Origin of the sequence: Pseudomonas putida (genome assembly GCF_026625125.1) — a bacterium.
Taxonomy (GTDB): Bacteria; Pseudomonadota; Gammaproteobacteria; order Pseudomonadales; family Pseudomonadaceae; genus Aquipseudomonas; species Aquipseudomonas putida_X.
Genome location: NZ_CP113097.1, coordinates 2,977,618 through 2,994,411 on the forward strand (window position 1 = coordinate 2,977,618; position 16,794 = coordinate 2,994,411).

Here is a 16,794-nt window from a genome sequence, read left to right on the forward strand (position 1 = left end):
TTAAGCAGTCAAGAACACACGGACAGCCAATAAGGACCAGCACGCCAAGAAAACCGTGCTCAAAATTCCCGAATAATTGGACAGCAAGGTGCAGTGAGCATCAAGTGTTACGACAGTTCCGAATACCGGTATCTCAGGTGCGGGGCAAATTCCTTGTTGCGCACTGCCAGATATTTTTGAATCAAAATCTACGAGTGCCTTACCAAACGCAGACTCATTAAAATCAACCTCCATTTGCAGAGCGTAACGCTGATAACCTATAGCGTTTTCTTCCTTATTTATGATAGAAGTAGCATCGATGTTGCCTGGATTTACAAAAGCGATATCCCTTACAAACACTGAGCCATCACCAGAGTTTGCTCCTCCATCACCTCCTCCTACGTCACCGCCACCGGTATCACCACCCTCCCCTGTATCCTCACCCTCATCGGGGTCAGAGGCATTCAAAGGATCACCAGTGCCTGGAGGTAAATAGGCAGATTCGACAGTGCAATTAGGGCTGGAAGAGTCCAGCCCTACAGAAAAATTACAGAAGCCAGTATCTGTTGAGCCTGTAACTAAATAGCATGTGCTAGTAGAAGCAGAGGAAGCAAGATACAAACAGGAATCATGACAAATATCCTCAGTAACTTGACGTGTAGACCAAATGACAGAGTAGTCTTTGCCATTGTAACTTGCAGGGGATAAAGAGCCGCGTGACCGAAGAACCTCAGGGCAAACAACATCCTCTGCTGGCACAGCAAAAACAATATTTGCCATTTCTCGAGTGCCGGCTTGGTCGTATGTAAGAGTGTATGAGTAATCACACTTATACATAGTGGAGGACAGTGCAGAACAACCTTTCGCTGTAAAGTTGCTTTTAGTAGTGTCGGTGTTGGAGCTTCTGAGGTAACCCACATAAGCGGCAACAAACAATTCCGGCGTGCTCTTAACTCCAGCAGATGAGCAAGCCGCAGCTGTCGCGCCTTGTTTGTAAGAGTCAGAACACTGCCATCCTGCAAAAGCACTAGGCGCAAAATTCAGAAAGGCTAAAAGAGCAAGAAGCGAATAAAATTTTCTCATTTAACCCACCCTGTGAAAACAGCAAATGCGCAGCCAGCCCCAATACAGAAAAATGCAAAGTAATAAAATTGCTCCATGGCAAGGGCCTCGATTTACAGACAAAAAAAGGGCGCCCGAAGACGCCCAGGTGCAGCAGGTTCGAATTAACGACCGAAGAAGCCGAGTACCAGGCGCGCGCCTTTAACCACGACCAGGACGCCGGCCAGGGAAGCAGCAACAGCAAGAATTGCCGTACTAACGCCCGAAAAATCAGCAGAGGAAGTAAGCGCCGAATAATCGACGGCACCTTCGGCAGCAAAAACAGCAGGCGCAGCCAGAACAGCGGCTACAGTGGCAACGACAGCGGATTTCTTGAACTTATTTTTCTTGGACATATTAAAGCCTCATGATTGAAAGAAGTTTAAAACAACCCGGATACCCATAGCCAAAACAAGAAATGTTCCAACGAGAGTAAAGCCGGACCCCAACGCCTGGGCCGCAACAAGCGGATCAAGCTGAGATGGATCAAAGGGCGGGTTATAAGGAATAACCACCCAATTAGAAGAACAGATCGGCACCCCGCCCTCAGTTACTAGGTCAGAAGGACAATAAAGGGTGCCAGACATTACGAAGCCTTCTGAACAGCTGCACCATTACCGACTGGGCGCTGTTCCTCAATGCGGAGGGGAATACCGGCCAACTGATAATTCAACTCTTTATAACGCTCGTTATAAGATACGTTGAACGGCGCGTAGACTTCGACGCCCTTTTGAGCGCGATACGCATTGTGGAGACCCTGCTTTACCGCATCGCCGAATACGGAAAGTTCATAAAGCTCGAATTGCTTCATGCCATTACGGTTCAGGCTCTCTGCCTGGATACCTACGATAGCCCATGGCTTTTCAGCAGTGCCACGATCAATTACGTCAACGATAACGCCTTTCAAGATTTTCATATTTTCAATTCCACTGGGGAGTTAAATGCCCAGCCGGGCACGTTTAATGGCGAAGCGTTCTTTGATAAAGAAGTAGAAATAAGTCGAACAAGCCAGCACTAGGCAGGAACCAAGAGACAAACCAAGGCCCAATAAAAAGCCAGTAACTACAACATCAGGCGTGCATTGCATATTTAGCCTCAGCTGCGCTTATCTTGTGGATGAAATGCCCAGCCAGGGACCTGGACAGAGTCATCACGGCGGAAAGTCATAAACTCACGTCGTGACTTTTGGCGCTTTACTTCCTGTTGAGCCAATGCAGTAAGAAAGACGCGCATAAGGCTATTAACACAAGCAGATTGATCCAGTCCTGGAGATCGAATTGCAGCATCTATTTGGGCCTCCACCTCAAAACGTAGGTTTTGATAAGTTACACGGTCCATTTAGTAACCCATCCATTCAGCAATACAGAGAGTGCCTTTCGCTTCATACTCCAGAACCCAAATACGCTCGGGCTTAACTGCCTGCTCTTTACGAGTTTCAAGCGCCTGAATTGTTTGTTCGACAGACTGCTGTAGGACGGAATTCTTGCGTGACGCCTCAAGAGATTTTCGAAACTCAATGTTGCGACGATCAGAAGCAGTTAGACGGGCTCCGTCAAAACGAACAGTAATCACGCTGCCACCAACTGCAAATGGCCAGCCGGGCGCTTGTACCAGTTAGGAATCTCGATAACAGAAACACGTGTAACCTCACGAATTTCTTTAACGATGACCGGCGAAAACTTAGTGTGATCAAATGGCATTCGGATGTTAATTCCAATGCGATTAAGATGTGCAGCATGCTCATTAACTTGGCGCTTCGAAAAATCCAATGGAGTTTGTGCATTCATCCACTGGATTGCATACATAGCAGTCGTATTGGCAGCCCTCATGTTAGGGCGAACACCCGAGGCGACAAGCTGTTCAGCGATCGATAACAAGTCCATGGCATTCACCTTAAGCTTCTGATCAAGCTTCAAAAAATCTTTATGGAGGCGGGTTAACTCACCTTCGTCAAATAAGCCCCAATAGGCCAAGTGATGGCGTTTGAGAAATTCAGCCTTGAATCCTTGTTCAAAGCGAACAATGCCTTGCTCTTCGCAATAGGCCTGAACCTTCTGGATGTATTTATACTCTTCGGAGGTCTCGCCGAAGATTCTTTTTACTTTTGGGAGACTATTACTAAGCATTTCGAATGCTTTATCGTAAGCCTTACGGAATTGAAGGCGAGCACCCTGCCCTAGAGCCTTAGTTGTCCAGGTGGCAGTGCGACCATTGGGATACAAAAAACCATAATTCCTACCGATAGCCTGACTTGAAATACCTTTCAAATATGCAGGCACGTTACCTTTACCGACAGCGTGATTGCTCGTCACGTCAATGCGAGTAATTACCATGCCATCGGCAGTGGTACCAACATGTTGTCCGTCTGGACCTTGGCGAAAATCAATCCGGGTACACTTCGTTAACGGAGGAAGGCCGTATTGAGCCAAAATACGGTTGTAAACGATCACGCACTGCTCAATTGTTGTATAACCAAAAAGGTTGTCTGCCCTATCGATGCGGCTTGGATTCCCTTCAATGAATACCCGACGGCCATGAACTCTGATGATTATCACGGTCGACCAGCTGCCTTCATGCTTGAAGCCAGGTTGCTTGCTCGACAAAAGCTCGCCAGTCTTTGAGCACAGGGTCTCAATGACAATGTCCGTCACCTTAGGCAGGTCGAAATCGTATTCCTGGTAGGCGGAGAGCCAGTCGTAGAAGATGTGCATCCCTGAACCTTGCTATCGAAACCACGGATTACCTCTGTCACAACGGAGGTATTCCGCGATGATAGACAGTCCACCGATGCAGTCAAGAGAAAAAGAACGGTTTTTTCCTGATAATAGGGCTATAGCAACGGGAAACTGTCTTTGGAGGCGTGCGGAATGGGCATTGGAACGAGGATCAGGCAGGAACGACTCAAGCAAGGCCTGGAACTCAAGGAGCTAGCCAGGCTCAGCGGAATGCCTGAGAGGACTCTGGCGGACATCGAGCGTGAGGTCTCGAATCCGAGGGCGGACAACCTGAAGAAAGTGATCATTTCACTGGGCTGTTCAGCCGATCAGATCATGTTCGACGACGATGAGCTGACGGAGGACGGTGACTTATCACTTCTGGTACGCGAGCTGAGCAAAACGGAAGAAGAAACCAGGCAAACGGTCAAACGAGTGATCCGAGCAATGCTCGTACAAGAACGTGTATTCGAGCTGGAGCGAATCAGGATGGAGGAAAATCGAGACCGACAGAATCTGGCGCTTCCTCTAAAACGCTATGGAAAAACGGCTCAACAAAAATGAAAAAATGCGGATATCCGCAATGAAGTGGGGGTGTAACAGCACCCCCACTCCTCCAGCCAGAAACCGCAAGGATCGCTACAAGTGCTGAACAGCAAGTGCCAAGGCCTGATCGAGATGCAGGAGCTTACCGTGCAGGGCATCGAGCGCGAATTGCTCGGTTGGCTGATCTTGATGGGGCTGGAGCCTCGACGCTACGGAGAGGCACCGCTGATCTCGGTTTTGATTAACCAGGTCAAGCTGAATGCCGGCTCGTTCGGCACCTCAACCCACCGGCTGATCTTCATGGCCATCGAGCGCCTCTACCGCCGACAGGACCCGATCGACATCCTTCTCATCCTGGAGGATCTGGAGCTGTCGGGCGATCCAATAACGTTGCAGGAACTGGCCGAAATCGCACGGGATACGCCGTCAGGATTGATGGAAAAAGTGGACGCTATGGCCCGAATCATCAAAGCGTTTGGCGATCTTCGATCAGGCTTCGATACCAAAGAAAAGATCAGCCGGCGGCTGATGAGATTCCGTGAGGTCATGGACCACGGTTATTCGCACGGTGCCGTGTGGTGGACAGAAGATCCTCAGTGGCTGCTATCAAATCCACACGGCGAACACATCTGCTACGTCTATTACACGGAATAAAAGCAAAGTCGTCTCCGACGGCCCTCCGGGGGGTCACCCTTTGTGACGCGGCGGGAGTCAGGAGGAAAAGCACCTCCTAACTCCCTTGCAGAGGGTAAGGGTCAGCGTGTGGTCAAGGGTACGCTTCGCCCGGGACTCCGTTCATCGTGACGATGAGGCGCTGTCACGACGAGCCGGGGTCGCGGCCCTTGACTTAGCCGAGCACGGGAAAAGGACGAAAAAAAACCGCCGTGCGGGCGGTTCTTCTCTCGCAGTCCAGGTGAGAAAGCTGGGCTGCGAACCTGGATGCAGTAACGTGTACGGCAAGATACTACCTCGAAAAATAGGCAGCAAAAAGCCCGCTGAGAAGCGGGCTTCGTGTGTGCCTTTCGGCCAGAAATATTGCAACGTGCCTTTCGGCCAACACGGCAGAATATACCCGAAAACCTAGGCTCTTTCGAGCCGCCACGCTTCCTGAAACAGAGCTTTGATCGCTGCCTGACGCTCTTTTGTGAATGTGGAAATGCCCTTGCGCAGACGCGGTTCTCGCCAAAATTCATTCCGCAAAAGCTGATGATAAAATACTTCCTGAGCCGTAATCGTAGGCTGATCAGTGCCATAAAGGACGCCTACTTTGAGCCCGAGATTGTAGCGATTGGAAATGATCCAGGACGAATCGGTAATGCTCGAAACAGCCTCAGAAAGAGCCTGGCAAGCCACGCGAAAATGAGGGGCGGCCAACCCGGCAGCCCGAAGGGAATCCATTGCCTCAGCCCTGATTTTCTCAGCCAAAGCGATCTGCTTTGCAGTGCCTTCCACCCTACTCCCTCCATCATTTTTTGATTGCAAAAACGTGCTGCAGCTCGATGACCTGGTTGAATAAATGCCATCAAAAAAGGGCCACGCATAATGCACGCTATGTGTAAATCCGGCGCCGGGGCTGCGCGATTTTCCCGGCGCCTGATTCGGCCTAATCGGCCGGCTTCGCTAACATAACGTGCGTCACATTATGCGCACCTTGGTATGGAGCTACCGGGCCGTGGGTGGGCAGATTTGGAGCCAGGCGCTGGCCTTCATCACACGCGCTGCAGCTCGGGCCTGGACCTCAGCGATGTGATTCACCACAAATTGATCCTGCGAGCCTCGTTACTTGCAATCGCCAACCACGTTCGCCGACGTCCACCGCAGCAACCTCATCAGCGCTGGATTGGAAAACTTTCAGCAAGTCCACTCGTACTGATACCGGCTGTTGGTGACACATCCTCATAACGTCGCACGAACCTTCCTGGCTATCCAGGGCCAAGGTCTTGCGAATCGCTGCGGGCATATTTAGGTGGATTATTGCCGATTGACTGCAGGTGCTGGTGAGCCGCTTTGAGTGCTAACATGTCGAGCTTATGGGTTTCGCCGGACGTAACTCGGTGCTGATCAGGCACGGAAATTCAGGACGTTTTGGACGTCCACAAGCTCAGTGTTTGACCTATTTATGGGCGCTTTCAAGCATCCAGCCTGGAAAGTGAGTCATTGAATGCGCTCCTTAATGGTGACCGCCGCCGAAGGTAGCCCACCAATTGAGCTACCCGTAGCTCACTTTTGAACCCTATCGTGAAAACGTAAGCGCTAGCGATCACACATGAGCTACCCCCAGCTCACCAGATCAGCTACCCTGCCCTTATGATATGAATCTAAGGAATAACTAAACTAAATATTCATTTAGTTTAGTTATATTTGGGTGCCATGATCTACCAGCCCTTCCTACATGTTAATGGTGGTACCGCCTTGATTCATATTACTTAGATCAAGGCGATTTCGCCTCCATGTCAAACGACTCGTAAGCCTCCCGGGCACCGCCAACGCCCCTACCTGGCTATCAACTTCAACTCCCAATCGAATCCCTATGGGCAATGACCAATCCTGGATCTTCGAGAAAAGAACGACATCCTGCTCTGCTTCAAACCTGCAGCGCCCGCGGCCTCAAGCTCCGTTGTTCTTCACCCGTCTCAACCGCAGGCTGCAGTTGGAAGTCAAAGCACAATTCGGCAAAACGCCCTTCCACGCCTCGTTTGGCCGCCAAGCCAGCGTCTTCGATGAACTTCACTTCGCCGACGAGCCCTTCGCGTGTGGCGTAGGCAAAGTCATCCCACAGGTACTTATCCCCTGACAGGTTGATTTGCGTCGTCAGATGGCGGTACCCCGGTGCCGAGATGAAGTAGTGGATGTGCGCGGGTCGCTGCCCATGACGCCCGAGCAAGTCAAGGCACTCCTGAGTCGGCCCCTGCGGGTCACACCCATACCCCGAGGGCACAATACTGCGGGCCCGGTAACGGCCTTCGGCATCGGTCACGATGCGGCGGCGAAGATTGAACGCCGACTGCGATTTGTCGAAGTACGAGTAGTTGCCTTTGGTATTGGCTTGCCACAGGTCAACGATGGCCCCGGCGATCGGCTTGCCTTGCAGGTCGATGACCTGGCCCTCGATAAACAACGTGGTGGCAACGCCGTCCTCCGTACCATCATCCATGCGTGCCTCGCCCTCGCACAGCGGGGCGCCGGCGACGTACAAGGGCCCCTCGATGGTACGCGGGGTGCCGCCGGTTTGGCCGACTTGCGCGTCCCGGGCGTCGTTGAGCAAGTCCAGGAAATGCTCGAGGCCCAGGCCGGCGATCAGCAGCGCGGCCTCTCCACGGCCACCCAGGCGGTTGAGGTAATCGATGGCGCGCCAGAATTCGTCATCGGTGATTTCGAGGTCTTCGATCAGGCGTGCGCTGTCCTGCAGGATGCGCAGCAGGATCTGCTTGACCCGAGGGCTACCCTGGTCGTTGTCCAACCCGGCAGCTTGTTTGAAGAACGCCTGCAGGTCGGCGGTTTGGGAAATTTTGACAGTCATGATGGGATCCTCATCTTGTTCTTATGATTCACAACAGCGAGCGTGGCGACGCTCAGCGATCATCTTCATGAATCGACGAAGGGTGGCGGCACAGGCCGGTCACTTCGATGTCCATGTAGGGGAATAAAGGCAGTTGCATGAGGGTGTCGTGCAGCGCTTCGACACTGTCCACATCGAACACACTGAAATTGGCGTAGTGGCCGGCGATGCGCCACAGGTGACGCCATTTCCCCTCACGCTGCAGGCGCTGGGCCAGTTCCTTTTCATCAGCCTTCAAGCGGGCAGCCACTTGCGGGTCCATGTCCACTGGCAGCTTTACAGTCATCTTTACGTGAAACAGCATTTGCCCAATCTCCTATAAAGGTTTCAAGTACGGCGGAATCTGGCCAGGCGCTCTTCATCGAGCGTCAGCCCCAGGCCCGGCGTGGCAGGAACGTGCAGCTGGAAGTCGCGGTACACCGGCGCTTGGGTCACGATTTCCTCGGTGAGCAGCAGCGGGCCGAACAGCTCTGTGTGCCATTGCAGCTGATCCAGGGTAATGAACGCGTGTGCCGATGCCAGGGTGCCCACAGCCCCTTCCAGCATGGTCCCGCCATACAGCGCAATGCCGGCTGCCTGGGCGATCTGGGCCGTGCGCAGTACGGCGCGGGGGCCGCCATTCTTGGCGATCTTCAGCGCGAAGATGCTGGCAGCACCATCGGCCGCCAGGCTGAAAGCGTCCTCGACACTTTCGATGGATTCGTCCGCCATGATGGGCGCAGGGCTGCGCTGATTCAGGCGCACCTGCCCTCCCCGGTTGATCCGTGAAATCGGCTGTTCGATCAAGTCGATACCGTTTTCACCCAGCACCTGGCAGCCTTTGATGGCCTGCGACTCGCTCCAGTATTGGTTGACGTCGACACGGACGCTGGCGCGGTCGCCCAGGGCTTTCTTGATGGCCACCACATGGGCAAGGTCATGCGCGAGTGCGTTGGCGCCAATCTTGAGTTTGAAGATGCGGTGGCGACGTTGCTCGAGCATACGCTCGGCTTCTTCGATGTCCTTGCCGGTGTCACCACTGGCAAGGGTCCAGGCCACTTCCAGCGCATCACGCACCCGGCCGCCCAGCAACTCGCTGACCGGTAGTCCCAGGCGCTTGCCTTGGGCATCGAGCAACGCCGTTTCCACTGCAGAACGGGCGAATGTGTTGCCCTTGATGGCTTTGTCCAGGCGCTGCATTGCCGCATTGATGTTCTCCGCGTCCTGGCCGATCAGCAAAGGCGCGAAGTAGCTGTCCAGGTTACTTTTGATGCTCTCCGGGCTTTCGTTGCCATAGGCGAGCCCACCAATGGTGGTGGCCTCCCCGATACCCTCGATGCCATCGCTGCACAGCAAGCGAAGAATGACCAAGGTTTGGCCGCGCATGGTGTGCATCGCCAGTTTGTGTGGCCGAATGGTCGGCAGGTCGACAATGATCGTCTCAAGGCGCTCGATCCGGGCTGCTGTCATTTCAGGTTCCATCTCGCAAGGTAGAGGTAAGGATCGCCATCAAGGCTTCAATACCCATAGGATCTTGTTTCGTGTACCTTAGGATCGACCTTCGACATTCGTTGAGTCCAATATTGTTTCCATCTCGCACCATACCTGGGAGGTATTGTGGAGCTCAGGCATATTCGTTATTTCCAGGCCGTTGCGCAGACCCTGAATTTCACCCGCGCGGCAGAACGCCTGCATATCGCCCAGCCGCCCCTGAGTCGGCAGATTCAGCAATTGGAAGAGCATTTGGGCACCGCATTGCTGGAGCGCAGTCGACCGTTGCAGTTGACCGAAGCCGGCCGCTTTTTTTATGAGCAGAGCGACACATTGCTCAAACAGCTTGAGCAGCTATGCGAAAACACCAAGCGCATAGGCCAAGGTCAACGCCAATGGCTGGGCATAGGATTCGCCCCGTCAACCCTGTATGCCGTGCTGCCGGAACTGATTCGAGAACTTCGGCGCGATGCAGACCTGGAGCTGGGGCTGCAAGAGATGACTACGTTGCAGCAGATCGAGGCGCTCAAGAGCGGCCGCATCGATATAGGGTTTGGCCGGATTCATTTCGACGATGCGGCTATTCATCAGGAGGTGTTGCGTGAGGACCCACTGGTCGCGGTGTTACCCGTTGGGCACCACTTGATAGGCCAACCGATAACGCTGGAACGTCTGTCGAAGGAACGCTTCGTACTGTACCCAGCCAACCCTCGGCCCAGTTACGCCGACCATGTACTGGCGCTATTCGCCAACCATGGCATGGGCATCCAGGTATCCCAATGGGCCAACGAGTTGCAGACCGCCCTGGGTCTGGTGGCGGCAGGGCTTGGCATTACCCTCGTCCCCGCCTCGGTCCAGCAGCAGCACCGCGCCGACTTGACCTACGCACGGCTGGAAGAAAGCGAAGCCGTCTCTCCAATCATCCTCAGTCGCCGCGCCAGTGACATCAGCCCGATCGTTCGGCGTTGCCTGGCAATCATCTCGACCATCAATTAATGACACCCTGCCCCACCTGGTAATGCTGGCAAAGTCGGCCGATAAAACCCGTGCTGCGGTCGTGATCCATCTGTCGGTTTTCCCATTACGCCGGCTGATCATCTGTCGCTCGATCGCACTCCAAAGTGCATCTGACGCCAAGGAGAACCGTGATGAACCCACTAATGAAAATGGGGGGCGGTAATGCCCAAGATAACTGGCCTGAACTGGATCCGGACCAGCCTGACGATCGAGTGGACGACCCGGATGCTGACCCGAATCTCACCGATGATGAAGAGCAGCATCCAGGCGTACCAGCAAGCGACCCCGAATCAGGCGCCTGACGCTAGGGAGCGGGCGAGGACCCGCTCCGTTTCCCTCAACTGCTAATTGCAGAGTCACTGACCGGTTGGTTGGGTTTACCCCCAGACAGCCGCCAACTCACTGCGGTAATGCCATAGCGTTCAGCCATGGGTTTACTGACTTTCTTGATTTTTTCGCGGCCGAACTTAGGAATGATGCCAATACCCGCATCACAACTGGCCCAATGCCAGGCTTCGGTATTATCCATCCGCTCCATGCGGATGATGAAACTGCGTGGCTGGCCATGCAGTTGGTAGTCAATGATATACAGCTGGGGATTAGGCATCACGGGGCCCTCCTCTTCTCCATGGATGACTCATTCATTGAGTGATGCCCATCGGGAAAGATTCAAAATAATTGTCCAACAATTTTACTCCCGCACCACCTCGCAAAGCAGCGGGTTAGATGCATCGCCAGGTAGCATGATTCCCTTGCGGCATTGCCCCGCTGGTCGTCGAACCCTAGGCCGCTGCGCGGATGCTTGAGTATCCCTGCGCGAGTGGAGGCCGAGGCCGCTGGTAGCACCGACAGGCCTCGACGACGGCGACCCTTCAATTCGGCTGGCGCCCCCCGCCATGGCTGTTCTGCCCGCCCTTGCGACCAGCTTGCGAGGCGCGCTCTCTATCGTTGGCAAAGTTGCCACCCGACGCCTGCCCGCCCTTCTGGCCTGCACGGGAAGCCCGTTCACGGTCATTGGCAAAGTTGCCCGGGTTGGTTTCCTTGGTGCCGCCACGTTGTCCAGTACGCTCTTGATCACGAGCCATGCCGTTTCTCCTTGCGATGGGATGGTGGGACGCATGAATCTTTGCCATGCCCTTTTTCCGAACCGTCGACGCACAGGAATGCTCAATTCGATCGTGGGCAGCTGACCGGTGGCACGAAACACCGCCCGGGAAAATGTTTGCGTACCAGCCTATTTGCCCCTGGTCCGGGTGTCAGGCATGCACACTCCACTGGGTCACCTGCGAATCGATCGGCATCTCATCGACGGCATGAATCAGGCCGCTATCGAGTGCCTCCTGAGGGTCCAGTATCCGCGGGTAAGCCATCAGGTAGCGTTGAACGTCTAGCGTTTCGGCACTGCCTGCGGTTCTTTCGGCAACGATCTGGGCATATAGCCGCAAATCGTAATCCAGGCTCATCGCGTATTCGGCCATACGCGCGTGGTCGACCGCACCGTGTAATGTCCAGTGAAACGGGTGAAACAGGAACTTGCTCATCGCGCAGGCGGTACGGCGCTCGCCCGCCAGAAACAGGATGTTACCCATCGATTCCACGGTGCCGAGGTTGTGCGTGTGCACGGGTACCGGCAGGGCGCGAAGGAAGTTGTACAAGGTAAACCCATAGCTGCATTCGCCGCCCATCGTAGCGATGTTCAACTGAAGCACATCGCCACCCTGGTGCATCACTTTGGAGCAGGTGCTGATCAGGTTGCCACAGGTGGACGAATTGATCGGGCCGGTGAAGTGAATGATGTGTCGGGCCATGCTTACCTCCAATGTGGGGGTCATTCCCGTAGGGTGAACAGGCCTCCCTTTGCGCCAGCGCAAGGTATTCTTCAGGCCTGGTTTGCGGTGGAAACGTGAGCGGGTGCAAAGTTCCCTGGCGCGGGCCAGATCGCCACTGGTCAACCATCCTGAACCGTTTGCGGTCGCTGCGTGTCGCTAATAATGGGACAGCAATGAGGACCACAGTGTGAGCGAGATCCGCATCGGCATATCCGGATGGCGCTATGGCCCCTGGCGCAAGGACTTCTACCCCAATGGCCTGCGGCAGGATGATGAATTGGCTTTTGCCTCGCGCGCCGTTAACAGCATAGAGATCAATGGGTCGTTCTATAGCCTGCAGACCCCGGAACGTTATGAGCGCTGGCGGGACGATACGCCGGACGACTTCGTCTTTTCAGTCAAAGGGCCCCGCTATATCACCCACGGGCGGCGCCTGAAGGACGTCGAACAGCCGCTGGCCAACTTCTTTGCATCTGGCCTTCTATCGCTGGGCGACAAGCTTGGGCCGATTTTGTGGCAGTTCCCGCCGAACATGGCATTTGATGCGGACCGCTTCGAGCGTTTCCTGGCGCTGTTGCCTCACGACCACCAGGCGGCGAACGCCTTCGCCCGCAACTGTGCAGAACGTTTACAGCACAATGGCGGCAGCCCCATCGACGGCAATACCCGCCTGCGTCACGCGGTGGAAATTCGAAATGAGAGCTTTCTGTGCGAGACGTTCGTGCAGTTGCTGCGCAAGTACCGGGTGGCGCTCGTAGTCGCCGACAGCGCGGGTAAATGGCCTTATGTCGAAGACGTGACCGCTGACTTCGTGTACCTGCGCCTGCATGGCGATGTCGAGCTTTACAGCAGCGGCTACACCGCCCGCGCCTTGCGCCGTTGGAAGCAGCGTATCGAATGCTGGAGCCGCGGCGAGCAGCCGGATGATGCCCACCTGATCGTCGATCAGCCGCCACCCCGGCGTGCTTCACGGGATGTGTACTGCTACTTCGACAACGACCAGAAGGTACATGCCCCTTACGATGCACGCCGCCTTCTGCACAAGATGGATCTCAATGGCCACTTGGTGACAGAACCGGGTGTCACACCGCAGGTGGAACTGTGAACAAGACATTGCCTACACCCACCAGCGTCATCGACCGGATCACCACGGTGCATCGTCTCAACGTATTGACGATCAACGTGCACAAAGGCTTCACCGCGCTCAACCGGCGTTTCATCCTGCCCGAATTGCGCGAGGCAGTGCGCGCCACCGATGCCGATCTTGTGTTCCTGCAGGAAGTCCACGGCAGCCATGAGCACCATGCCCTGCGCCATGCCGAGTGGCCCGACACCCCGCAGTACGAATTTCTCGCAGACAGCATGTGGCCGCAGTTCGCCTACGGCCGCAATGCGATTTACCCGCATGGTGACCATGGCAACGCGCTGCTGTCCAAATTCCCAATCGCCGAGCACCGCAACCTCGATGTATCGATCCATGGCAACGAACAGCGCGGCCTGCTGCACTGCCGCCTGGACGTGCCAGGCCACGAGTCGGTTCATGCCGTCTGCGTGCATCTGGGGTTGCGTGAAGCCCACCGGCAGCGCCAGGTCAGCCTGCTGCTCGACTTGCTCGACAGCTTGCCTGCCGACGCACCTGTGATTGTCGCCGGGGACTTCAACGACTGGCGCCTCAAGGCCGATGCCGTGCTCTCGCAACGCCTCGTGGAAGCGTTCGGAGAGCACTTCGGTAGCCCTGCCCGCAGCTTTCCGGCGCGCTTGCCGCTGCTGCGGCTGGACCGTATCTACTTGCGCAATGCCAAACCGAGCAAAGCGCAAGTGCTGTCTCATTATCCCTGGTCACACTTGTCTGACCATGCACCGTTGGCTGCGGAGATCGATCTGTGAACAAACCTTGGGTAGAGGGCAACAGCGTCGAGCTGTTGATCAATGGGGAAGGCTATTACCCGCGTGTGTTCGAGGCGATGGCCCAGGCGCGCGAAGAGATCCTGCTGGAAACGTTCATCATCTTCGACGACAAGGTCGGCCAACAGCTGCAGCGGGTGCTGATCGAGGCGGCGCGCCGCGGCGTACGGGTGGAGCTGGCGGTGGACGGTTACGGCACAGCCGACCTGCCGGATGCGTTCATTGCGGCCATGACAGAAGCAGGTGTGCGGTTTCATGCATTCGACCCGCAACCGCGGGTGGCCGGCATGCGGACCAACCTGTTCCGGCGCCTGCACCGCAAGATCGTCGTTATCGATGGCGAGCTGGCGTTCATTGGCGGGATCAACTACAGCGCCGATCACCTTGGCGATTATGGGCCGATGGCCAAGCAGGATTATGCGGTGGAAGTGCGCGGGCCGGTGGTGGCGCAGCTGCACGCCTCCAGCCGCCAGCTGATGGCCCCGGTGCTTGAACCGCCTAGCCAGGTGCGCCCGCTTACCCAGCCCGCTGGCCAAATCAGCGCTGTGCTGGTCGAACGGGACAACACGCGCCACCGCAGCGATATCGAGGCCTGCTACCTGCAAGCCGTGCGCGCGGCACGTCAACGCATCGTGATTGCCAATGCCTACTTCTTTCCCGGTTACCGCCTGTTGCGTGAATTGCGCAATGCAGCGCGCCGCGGTGTAGAGGTCACTCTGATCCTCCAGGGCCAGCCGGACATGCGCTGGGTCCGCGCGCTGTCGCGGCTGCTGTACAACTACTTGCTGCGTGACGGCGTACGCATACACGAGTACTGCCAGCGCCCCCTGCACGGCAAAGTCGCGTTGGTGGACGATGAATGGTCGACGGTAGGCTCCAGCAACCTTGACCCGTTGAGCCTGTCGTTCAACCTCGAGGCCAACCTGCTGATACGTGATCGGGCATTCAACCAGCACCTTGACCAACACCTGACCTCGCTCGCCAGCGACCACTGCAAGGCGGTGACGCTGGAGCGCATGATCCGTGGCTACTGGTGGCGGGCGCCGCTGATCTTCATCGGCTTCCACCTCACCCGCTACTTCCCGCGCATTGCCGGCTGGTTCCCGGCGCACCGGCAACGCCTGAAATCTGTCCAGCCTGAAGTCCAGGCCCAGGGCGACCTGCACGAGGGCAATACCTGATGAAGCACAAAGACTGGCATATCTGGGGCAAGCGCCTGCTGACCCTATTGTTCATCGTGCTGATTCCGGCGCTGCTGTACATGCTGGCGCGCAACCTTGACTGGAACGAGGTTCGCCAGTCACTGGTCGACTACAAGCCCAGCACCTTGATTATCGGCTTGGGTCTGGCGGTGTGCAGTTACCTCACATTCGCCAGCTACGACCTGCTGGCACGCGCCTACACGGGCCACCACCTGCCGGCGCGGCAGGTGCTGCCGGTGGCCTTCGTCTGCTATGCCTTCAACCTCAACTTCACGACCTGGGTCGGCGGCGTTGCCTTGCGTTATCGGCTGTATGGGCGGTTGGGCCTGGACACCGGCACCATCACCAAAATCCTGACCCTGGGGCTGCTGACCAACTGGATGGGTTACATGCTGTTGGCCGGCACGGTGTTCGCCTTGCGCCTGGTCAAGTTGCCGGACAGCTGGGCGGTGGGTGTGACCGGGCTGCAGTTGATCGGTTTTCTGCTGCTGGCTGTGGCGCTGGCCTATCTGCTGGCCTGCGGTTTTGCCAAGCGTCGTACATGGCGTGTGCGCGATCATGAAATCACCCTGCCCTCGATGCGCCTGGCGCTGTGCCAAGTGGCGCTGGGTGCCAGCAACTGGGCATTGATGGCCGCACTGATTTACTGGCTGCTGCCCGGTGACCTGTTCTACCCCTCGATACTCGGCATCTTGCTGATCAGCTGCGTGGCTGGTGTTGTCGCCCATATTCCCGCCGGGCTGGGTGTGCTCGAAGCCGTGTTCCTGGCGCTGCTGCACGGCCAACTGGGCCAGGGCAGCCTGGTGGCAGCATTGCTGGGCTACCGTACCCTCTACTACCTGATCCCGCTGTTGCTGGCGGTGATTACCTACCTGGTACTGGAAAAACGCGCCCGCGCCATGCGCCAACGCGGTGAAGCGACCCTACGCAAGACTTGACCACGGGCCCTGAGCCCGGGAGGTGGCACATGCGTTTATCCCTGCTGATGGTGGTGCTGGGCGGCCTGGCCAGCACAGAAGTGCTGGCTGAAGCGTGCGAAGTGATAACGCGTTCCTCCAGCGAAGCGGTCAAGCCCGTTGAGGGACGGACCTGCTACAGCTTCAGCGACATGCCGGCTGAAGCGATCAATTGGTCGTGCAGCAATGAAAGCAAAGAGATGCTCAGCACCGAGAAGCGCAAGGTGCCGCGCTGCGCCGATGGCAGTGTCGGTAGCTGCATCGCACCGTTGACCCAGGAAACCCTCGCCAACCCGAAATCGGCAGGGCGTGACGAGCCCTCCACAAGCCCGGCGCTGCCCAAGGAAGCCCGGGTGATGACTTACTACTACGACACCCCCAGCCTTGGGCAGGCCCGTGCGGACTGCGAGCGTAATAACGGGATCTGGCAAACGCATTGAAGCGAGGCAAAGCTGAGCCCCAGGAGCTGGTATGGCCAGCCCTGGGGCGTGTTCTGCCGCAGTTATCTAGCTATTG

Annotated in this window: 22 protein-coding genes; 9 read left to right on the top strand and 13 right to left on the bottom strand. The window is 56.2% G+C overall.

Annotated elements, in window-relative coordinates; translation table 11 throughout:
• From OSW16_RS13690 to OSW16_RS13715, 6 genes are all read right to left on the bottom strand, one after another.
• The gene (locus tag OSW16_RS13690) at positions 1-1,062 is read right to left on the bottom strand and encodes a hypothetical protein (protein WP_267815913.1); all 1,062 of its coding nucleotides are present in this window, start codon (positions 1,060-1,062) and stop codon (positions 1-3) included.
• 143 nt (positions 1,063-1,205) lie between these two features.
• A complete protein-coding gene (locus tag OSW16_RS13695) occupies positions 1,206-1,436 on the bottom strand; it encodes a hypothetical protein (protein WP_267815916.1) in 231 nt (76 codons plus the stop codon).
• Between the two features lie 9 nt (positions 1,437-1,445).
• Entirely contained in the window at positions 1,446-1,667 is a 222-nt protein-coding gene (locus OSW16_RS13700; RefSeq protein WP_267815918.1) for a hypothetical protein, read from the bottom strand.
• On the bottom strand, positions 1,667-1,996 hold the full coding sequence (locus tag OSW16_RS13705; RefSeq protein ID WP_267815920.1) for a hypothetical protein: 330 nt from the start codon (positions 1,994-1,996) through the stop codon (positions 1,667-1,669). Before OSW16_RS13705 ends, OSW16_RS13700 begins: the two co-directional genes overlap by 1 nt.
• Positions 1,997-2,418: 422 nt before the next feature.
• Positions 2,419-2,652, bottom strand: coding sequence for a hypothetical protein (locus OSW16_RS13710; protein WP_267815922.1), 234 nt, complete (start codon positions 2,650-2,652; stop codon positions 2,419-2,421).
• A complete protein-coding gene (locus tag OSW16_RS13715; protein ID WP_324288777.1) occupies positions 2,649-3,791 on the bottom strand; it encodes a phage/plasmid replication domain-containing protein in 1,143 nt (380 codons plus the stop codon). The genes OSW16_RS13710 and OSW16_RS13715 overlap by 4 nt, the downstream gene beginning before the upstream one ends.
• A 156-nt stretch (positions 3,792-3,947) precedes the next feature.
• Between OSW16_RS13715 and OSW16_RS13720 the strand changes: the two genes are divergently transcribed.
• Both OSW16_RS13720 and OSW16_RS13725 read left to right on the top strand, forming a co-directional pair.
• The gene (locus OSW16_RS13720) at positions 3,948-4,358 is read left to right on the top strand and encodes a helix-turn-helix domain-containing protein (RefSeq protein ID WP_267815924.1); all 411 of its coding nucleotides are present in this window, start codon (positions 3,948-3,950) and stop codon (positions 4,356-4,358) included.
• An 81-nt stretch (positions 4,359-4,439) separates the two neighbouring features.
• Entirely contained in the window at positions 4,440-4,994 is a 555-nt protein-coding gene (locus OSW16_RS13725; RefSeq protein WP_267815926.1) for a DnaB-like helicase N-terminal domain-containing protein, read from the top strand.
• Between the two features lie 426 nt (positions 4,995-5,420).
• Here the strand turns inward: OSW16_RS13725 and OSW16_RS13730 are convergent, their stop codons facing one another.
• From OSW16_RS13730 to OSW16_RS13745, 4 genes are all read right to left on the bottom strand, one after another.
• The gene (locus OSW16_RS13730; protein ID WP_267815928.1) at positions 5,421-5,792 is read right to left on the bottom strand and encodes a hypothetical protein; all 372 of its coding nucleotides are present in this window, start codon (positions 5,790-5,792) and stop codon (positions 5,421-5,423) included.
• A gap of 1,132 nt (positions 5,793-6,924) precedes the next feature.
• Entirely contained in the window at positions 6,925-7,860 is a 936-nt protein-coding gene (gene catA / locus OSW16_RS13735; RefSeq protein ID WP_267815930.1) for a catechol 1,2-dioxygenase, read from the bottom strand.
• A gap of 52 nt (positions 7,861-7,912) precedes the next feature.
• On the bottom strand, positions 7,913-8,203 hold the full coding sequence (catC, locus tag OSW16_RS13740; protein ID WP_014756783.1) for a muconolactone Delta-isomerase: 291 nt from the start codon (positions 8,201-8,203) through the stop codon (positions 7,913-7,915).
• A gap of 23 nt (positions 8,204-8,226) precedes the next feature.
• Positions 8,227-9,348, bottom strand: a complete 1,122-nt coding sequence (locus OSW16_RS13745) for a muconate cycloisomerase family protein (RefSeq protein ID WP_267815933.1) — start codon at positions 9,346-9,348, stop codon at positions 8,227-8,229.
• A gap of 147 nt (positions 9,349-9,495) precedes the next feature.
• Between OSW16_RS13745 and OSW16_RS13750 the strand changes: the two genes are divergently transcribed.
• Together OSW16_RS13750 and OSW16_RS13755 are read left to right on the top strand one after the other, a co-directional pair.
• A complete protein-coding gene (locus OSW16_RS13750) occupies positions 9,496-10,365 on the top strand; it encodes a LysR family transcriptional regulator (RefSeq protein ID WP_267815935.1) in 870 nt (289 codons plus the stop codon).
• A 152-nt stretch (positions 10,366-10,517) separates the two neighbouring features.
• Positions 10,518-10,688 (top strand): hypothetical protein, encoded by a 171-nt coding sequence (locus OSW16_RS13755; protein ID WP_267815937.1) that lies wholly within the window; start codon positions 10,518-10,520, stop codon positions 10,686-10,688.
• Positions 10,689-10,723: 35 nt separating this feature from the next.
• Here the strand turns inward: OSW16_RS13755 and OSW16_RS13760 are convergent, their stop codons facing one another.
• The 3 genes from OSW16_RS13760 to OSW16_RS13770 all read right to left on the bottom strand — a co-directional run bounded on the left by OSW16_RS13760 (position 10,724) and on the right by OSW16_RS13770 (position 12,194).
• Positions 10,724-10,993, bottom strand: coding sequence for a DUF6555 family protein (locus tag OSW16_RS13760; protein WP_241803414.1), 270 nt, complete (start codon positions 10,991-10,993; stop codon positions 10,724-10,726).
• A gap of 265 nt (positions 10,994-11,258) precedes the next feature.
• Positions 11,259-11,471 (bottom strand): general stress protein, encoded by a 213-nt coding sequence (locus OSW16_RS13765; RefSeq protein ID WP_046786214.1) that lies wholly within the window; start codon positions 11,469-11,471, stop codon positions 11,259-11,261.
• A gap of 171 nt (positions 11,472-11,642) precedes the next feature.
• Positions 11,643-12,194 carry an ATP-dependent Clp protease proteolytic subunit gene (locus OSW16_RS13770; protein WP_241803415.1) on the bottom strand — a complete coding sequence of 184 codons (552 nt, stop codon included), beginning with the start codon at positions 12,192-12,194 and terminating at the stop codon, positions 11,643-11,645.
• Between the two features lie 208 nt (positions 12,195-12,402).
• Here OSW16_RS13770 and OSW16_RS13775 point away from each other — a divergent pair, with 208 nt between their 5' ends.
• Genes OSW16_RS13775 through OSW16_RS13795 form a run of 5 tightly spaced genes read left to right on the top strand, consistent with a single transcriptional unit; the run spans position 12,403 to position 16,718 of the window.
• Positions 12,403-13,320: a DUF72 domain-containing protein gene (locus OSW16_RS13775; protein ID WP_267815943.1), complete on the top strand. Its 918-nt coding sequence runs from the start codon at positions 12,403-12,405 to the stop codon at positions 13,318-13,320.
• Positions 13,317-14,102, top strand: a complete 786-nt coding sequence (locus OSW16_RS13780; RefSeq protein WP_267815945.1) for an endonuclease/exonuclease/phosphatase family protein — start codon at positions 13,317-13,319, stop codon at positions 14,100-14,102. Before OSW16_RS13775 ends, OSW16_RS13780 begins: the two co-directional genes overlap by 4 nt.
• Positions 14,099-15,301, top strand: a complete 1,203-nt coding sequence (gene clsB, locus OSW16_RS13785; RefSeq protein ID WP_267815947.1) for a cardiolipin synthase ClsB — start codon at positions 14,099-14,101, stop codon at positions 15,299-15,301. The genes OSW16_RS13780 and clsB overlap by 4 nt, the downstream gene beginning before the upstream one ends.
• Complete coding sequence (locus OSW16_RS13790; protein ID WP_267815949.1) at positions 15,301-16,260, top strand: lysylphosphatidylglycerol synthase domain-containing protein; 960 nt, start codon at positions 15,301-15,303, stop codon at positions 16,258-16,260. Before clsB ends, OSW16_RS13790 begins: the two co-directional genes overlap by 1 nt.
• 29 nt (positions 16,261-16,289) lie before the next feature.
• Entirely contained in the window at positions 16,290-16,718 is a 429-nt protein-coding gene (locus OSW16_RS13795) for a hypothetical protein (protein WP_267815951.1), read from the top strand.
• Positions 16,719-16,794: the final 76 nt, after the last annotated feature.

Bases quoted from the DNA above. Each gene is read 5' to 3' on its own strand.
- OSW16_RS13755 (WP_267815937.1), top strand. From the start codon at position 10,518: ATGAACCCACTAATGAAAATGGGGGGCGGTAATGCCCAAGATAACTGG.
- catC (WP_014756783.1), bottom strand. From the start codon at position 8,203: ATGCTGTTTCACGTAAAGATGACTGTAAAGCTGCCAGTGGACATGGAC.
- catA (WP_267815930.1), bottom strand. From the start codon at position 7,860: ATGACTGTCAAAATTTCCCAAACCGCCGACCTGCAGGCGTTCTTCAAA.
- OSW16_RS13695 (WP_267815916.1), bottom strand. From the start codon at position 1,436: ATGTCCAAGAAAAATAAGTTCAAGAAATCCGCTGTCGTTGCCACTGTA.
- OSW16_RS13700 (WP_267815918.1), bottom strand. From the start codon at position 1,667: ATGTCTGGCACCCTTTATTGTCCTTCTGACCTAGTAACTGAGGGCGGG.
- OSW16_RS13795 (WP_267815951.1), top strand. From the start codon at position 16,290: ATGCGTTTATCCCTGCTGATGGTGGTGCTGGGCGGCCTGGCCAGCACA.
- OSW16_RS13790 (WP_267815949.1), top strand. From the start codon at position 15,301: ATGAAGCACAAAGACTGGCATATCTGGGGCAAGCGCCTGCTGACCCTA.
- OSW16_RS13720 (WP_267815924.1), top strand. From the start codon at position 3,948: ATGGGCATTGGAACGAGGATCAGGCAGGAACGACTCAAGCAAGGCCTG.
- OSW16_RS13745 (WP_267815933.1), bottom strand. From the start codon at position 9,348: ATGACAGCAGCCCGGATCGAGCGCCTTGAGACGATCATTGTCGACCTG.
- OSW16_RS13765 (WP_046786214.1), bottom strand. From the start codon at position 11,471: ATGGCTCGTGATCAAGAGCGTACTGGACAACGTGGCGGCACCAAGGAA.
- OSW16_RS13760 (WP_241803414.1), bottom strand. From the start codon at position 10,993: ATGCCTAATCCCCAGCTGTATATCATTGACTACCAACTGCATGGCCAG.
- OSW16_RS13690 (WP_267815913.1), bottom strand. From the start codon at position 1,062: ATGAGAAAATTTTATTCGCTTCTTGCTCTTTTAGCCTTTCTGAATTTT.
- OSW16_RS13715 (WP_324288777.1), bottom strand. From the start codon at position 3,791: ATGCACATCTTCTACGACTGGCTCTCCGCCTACCAGGAATACGATTTC.
- OSW16_RS13705 (WP_267815920.1), bottom strand. From the start codon at position 1,996: ATGAAAATCTTGAAAGGCGTTATCGTTGACGTAATTGATCGTGGCACT.
- OSW16_RS13770 (WP_241803415.1), bottom strand. From the start codon at position 12,194: ATGGCCCGACACATCATTCACTTCACCGGCCCGATCAATTCGTCCACC.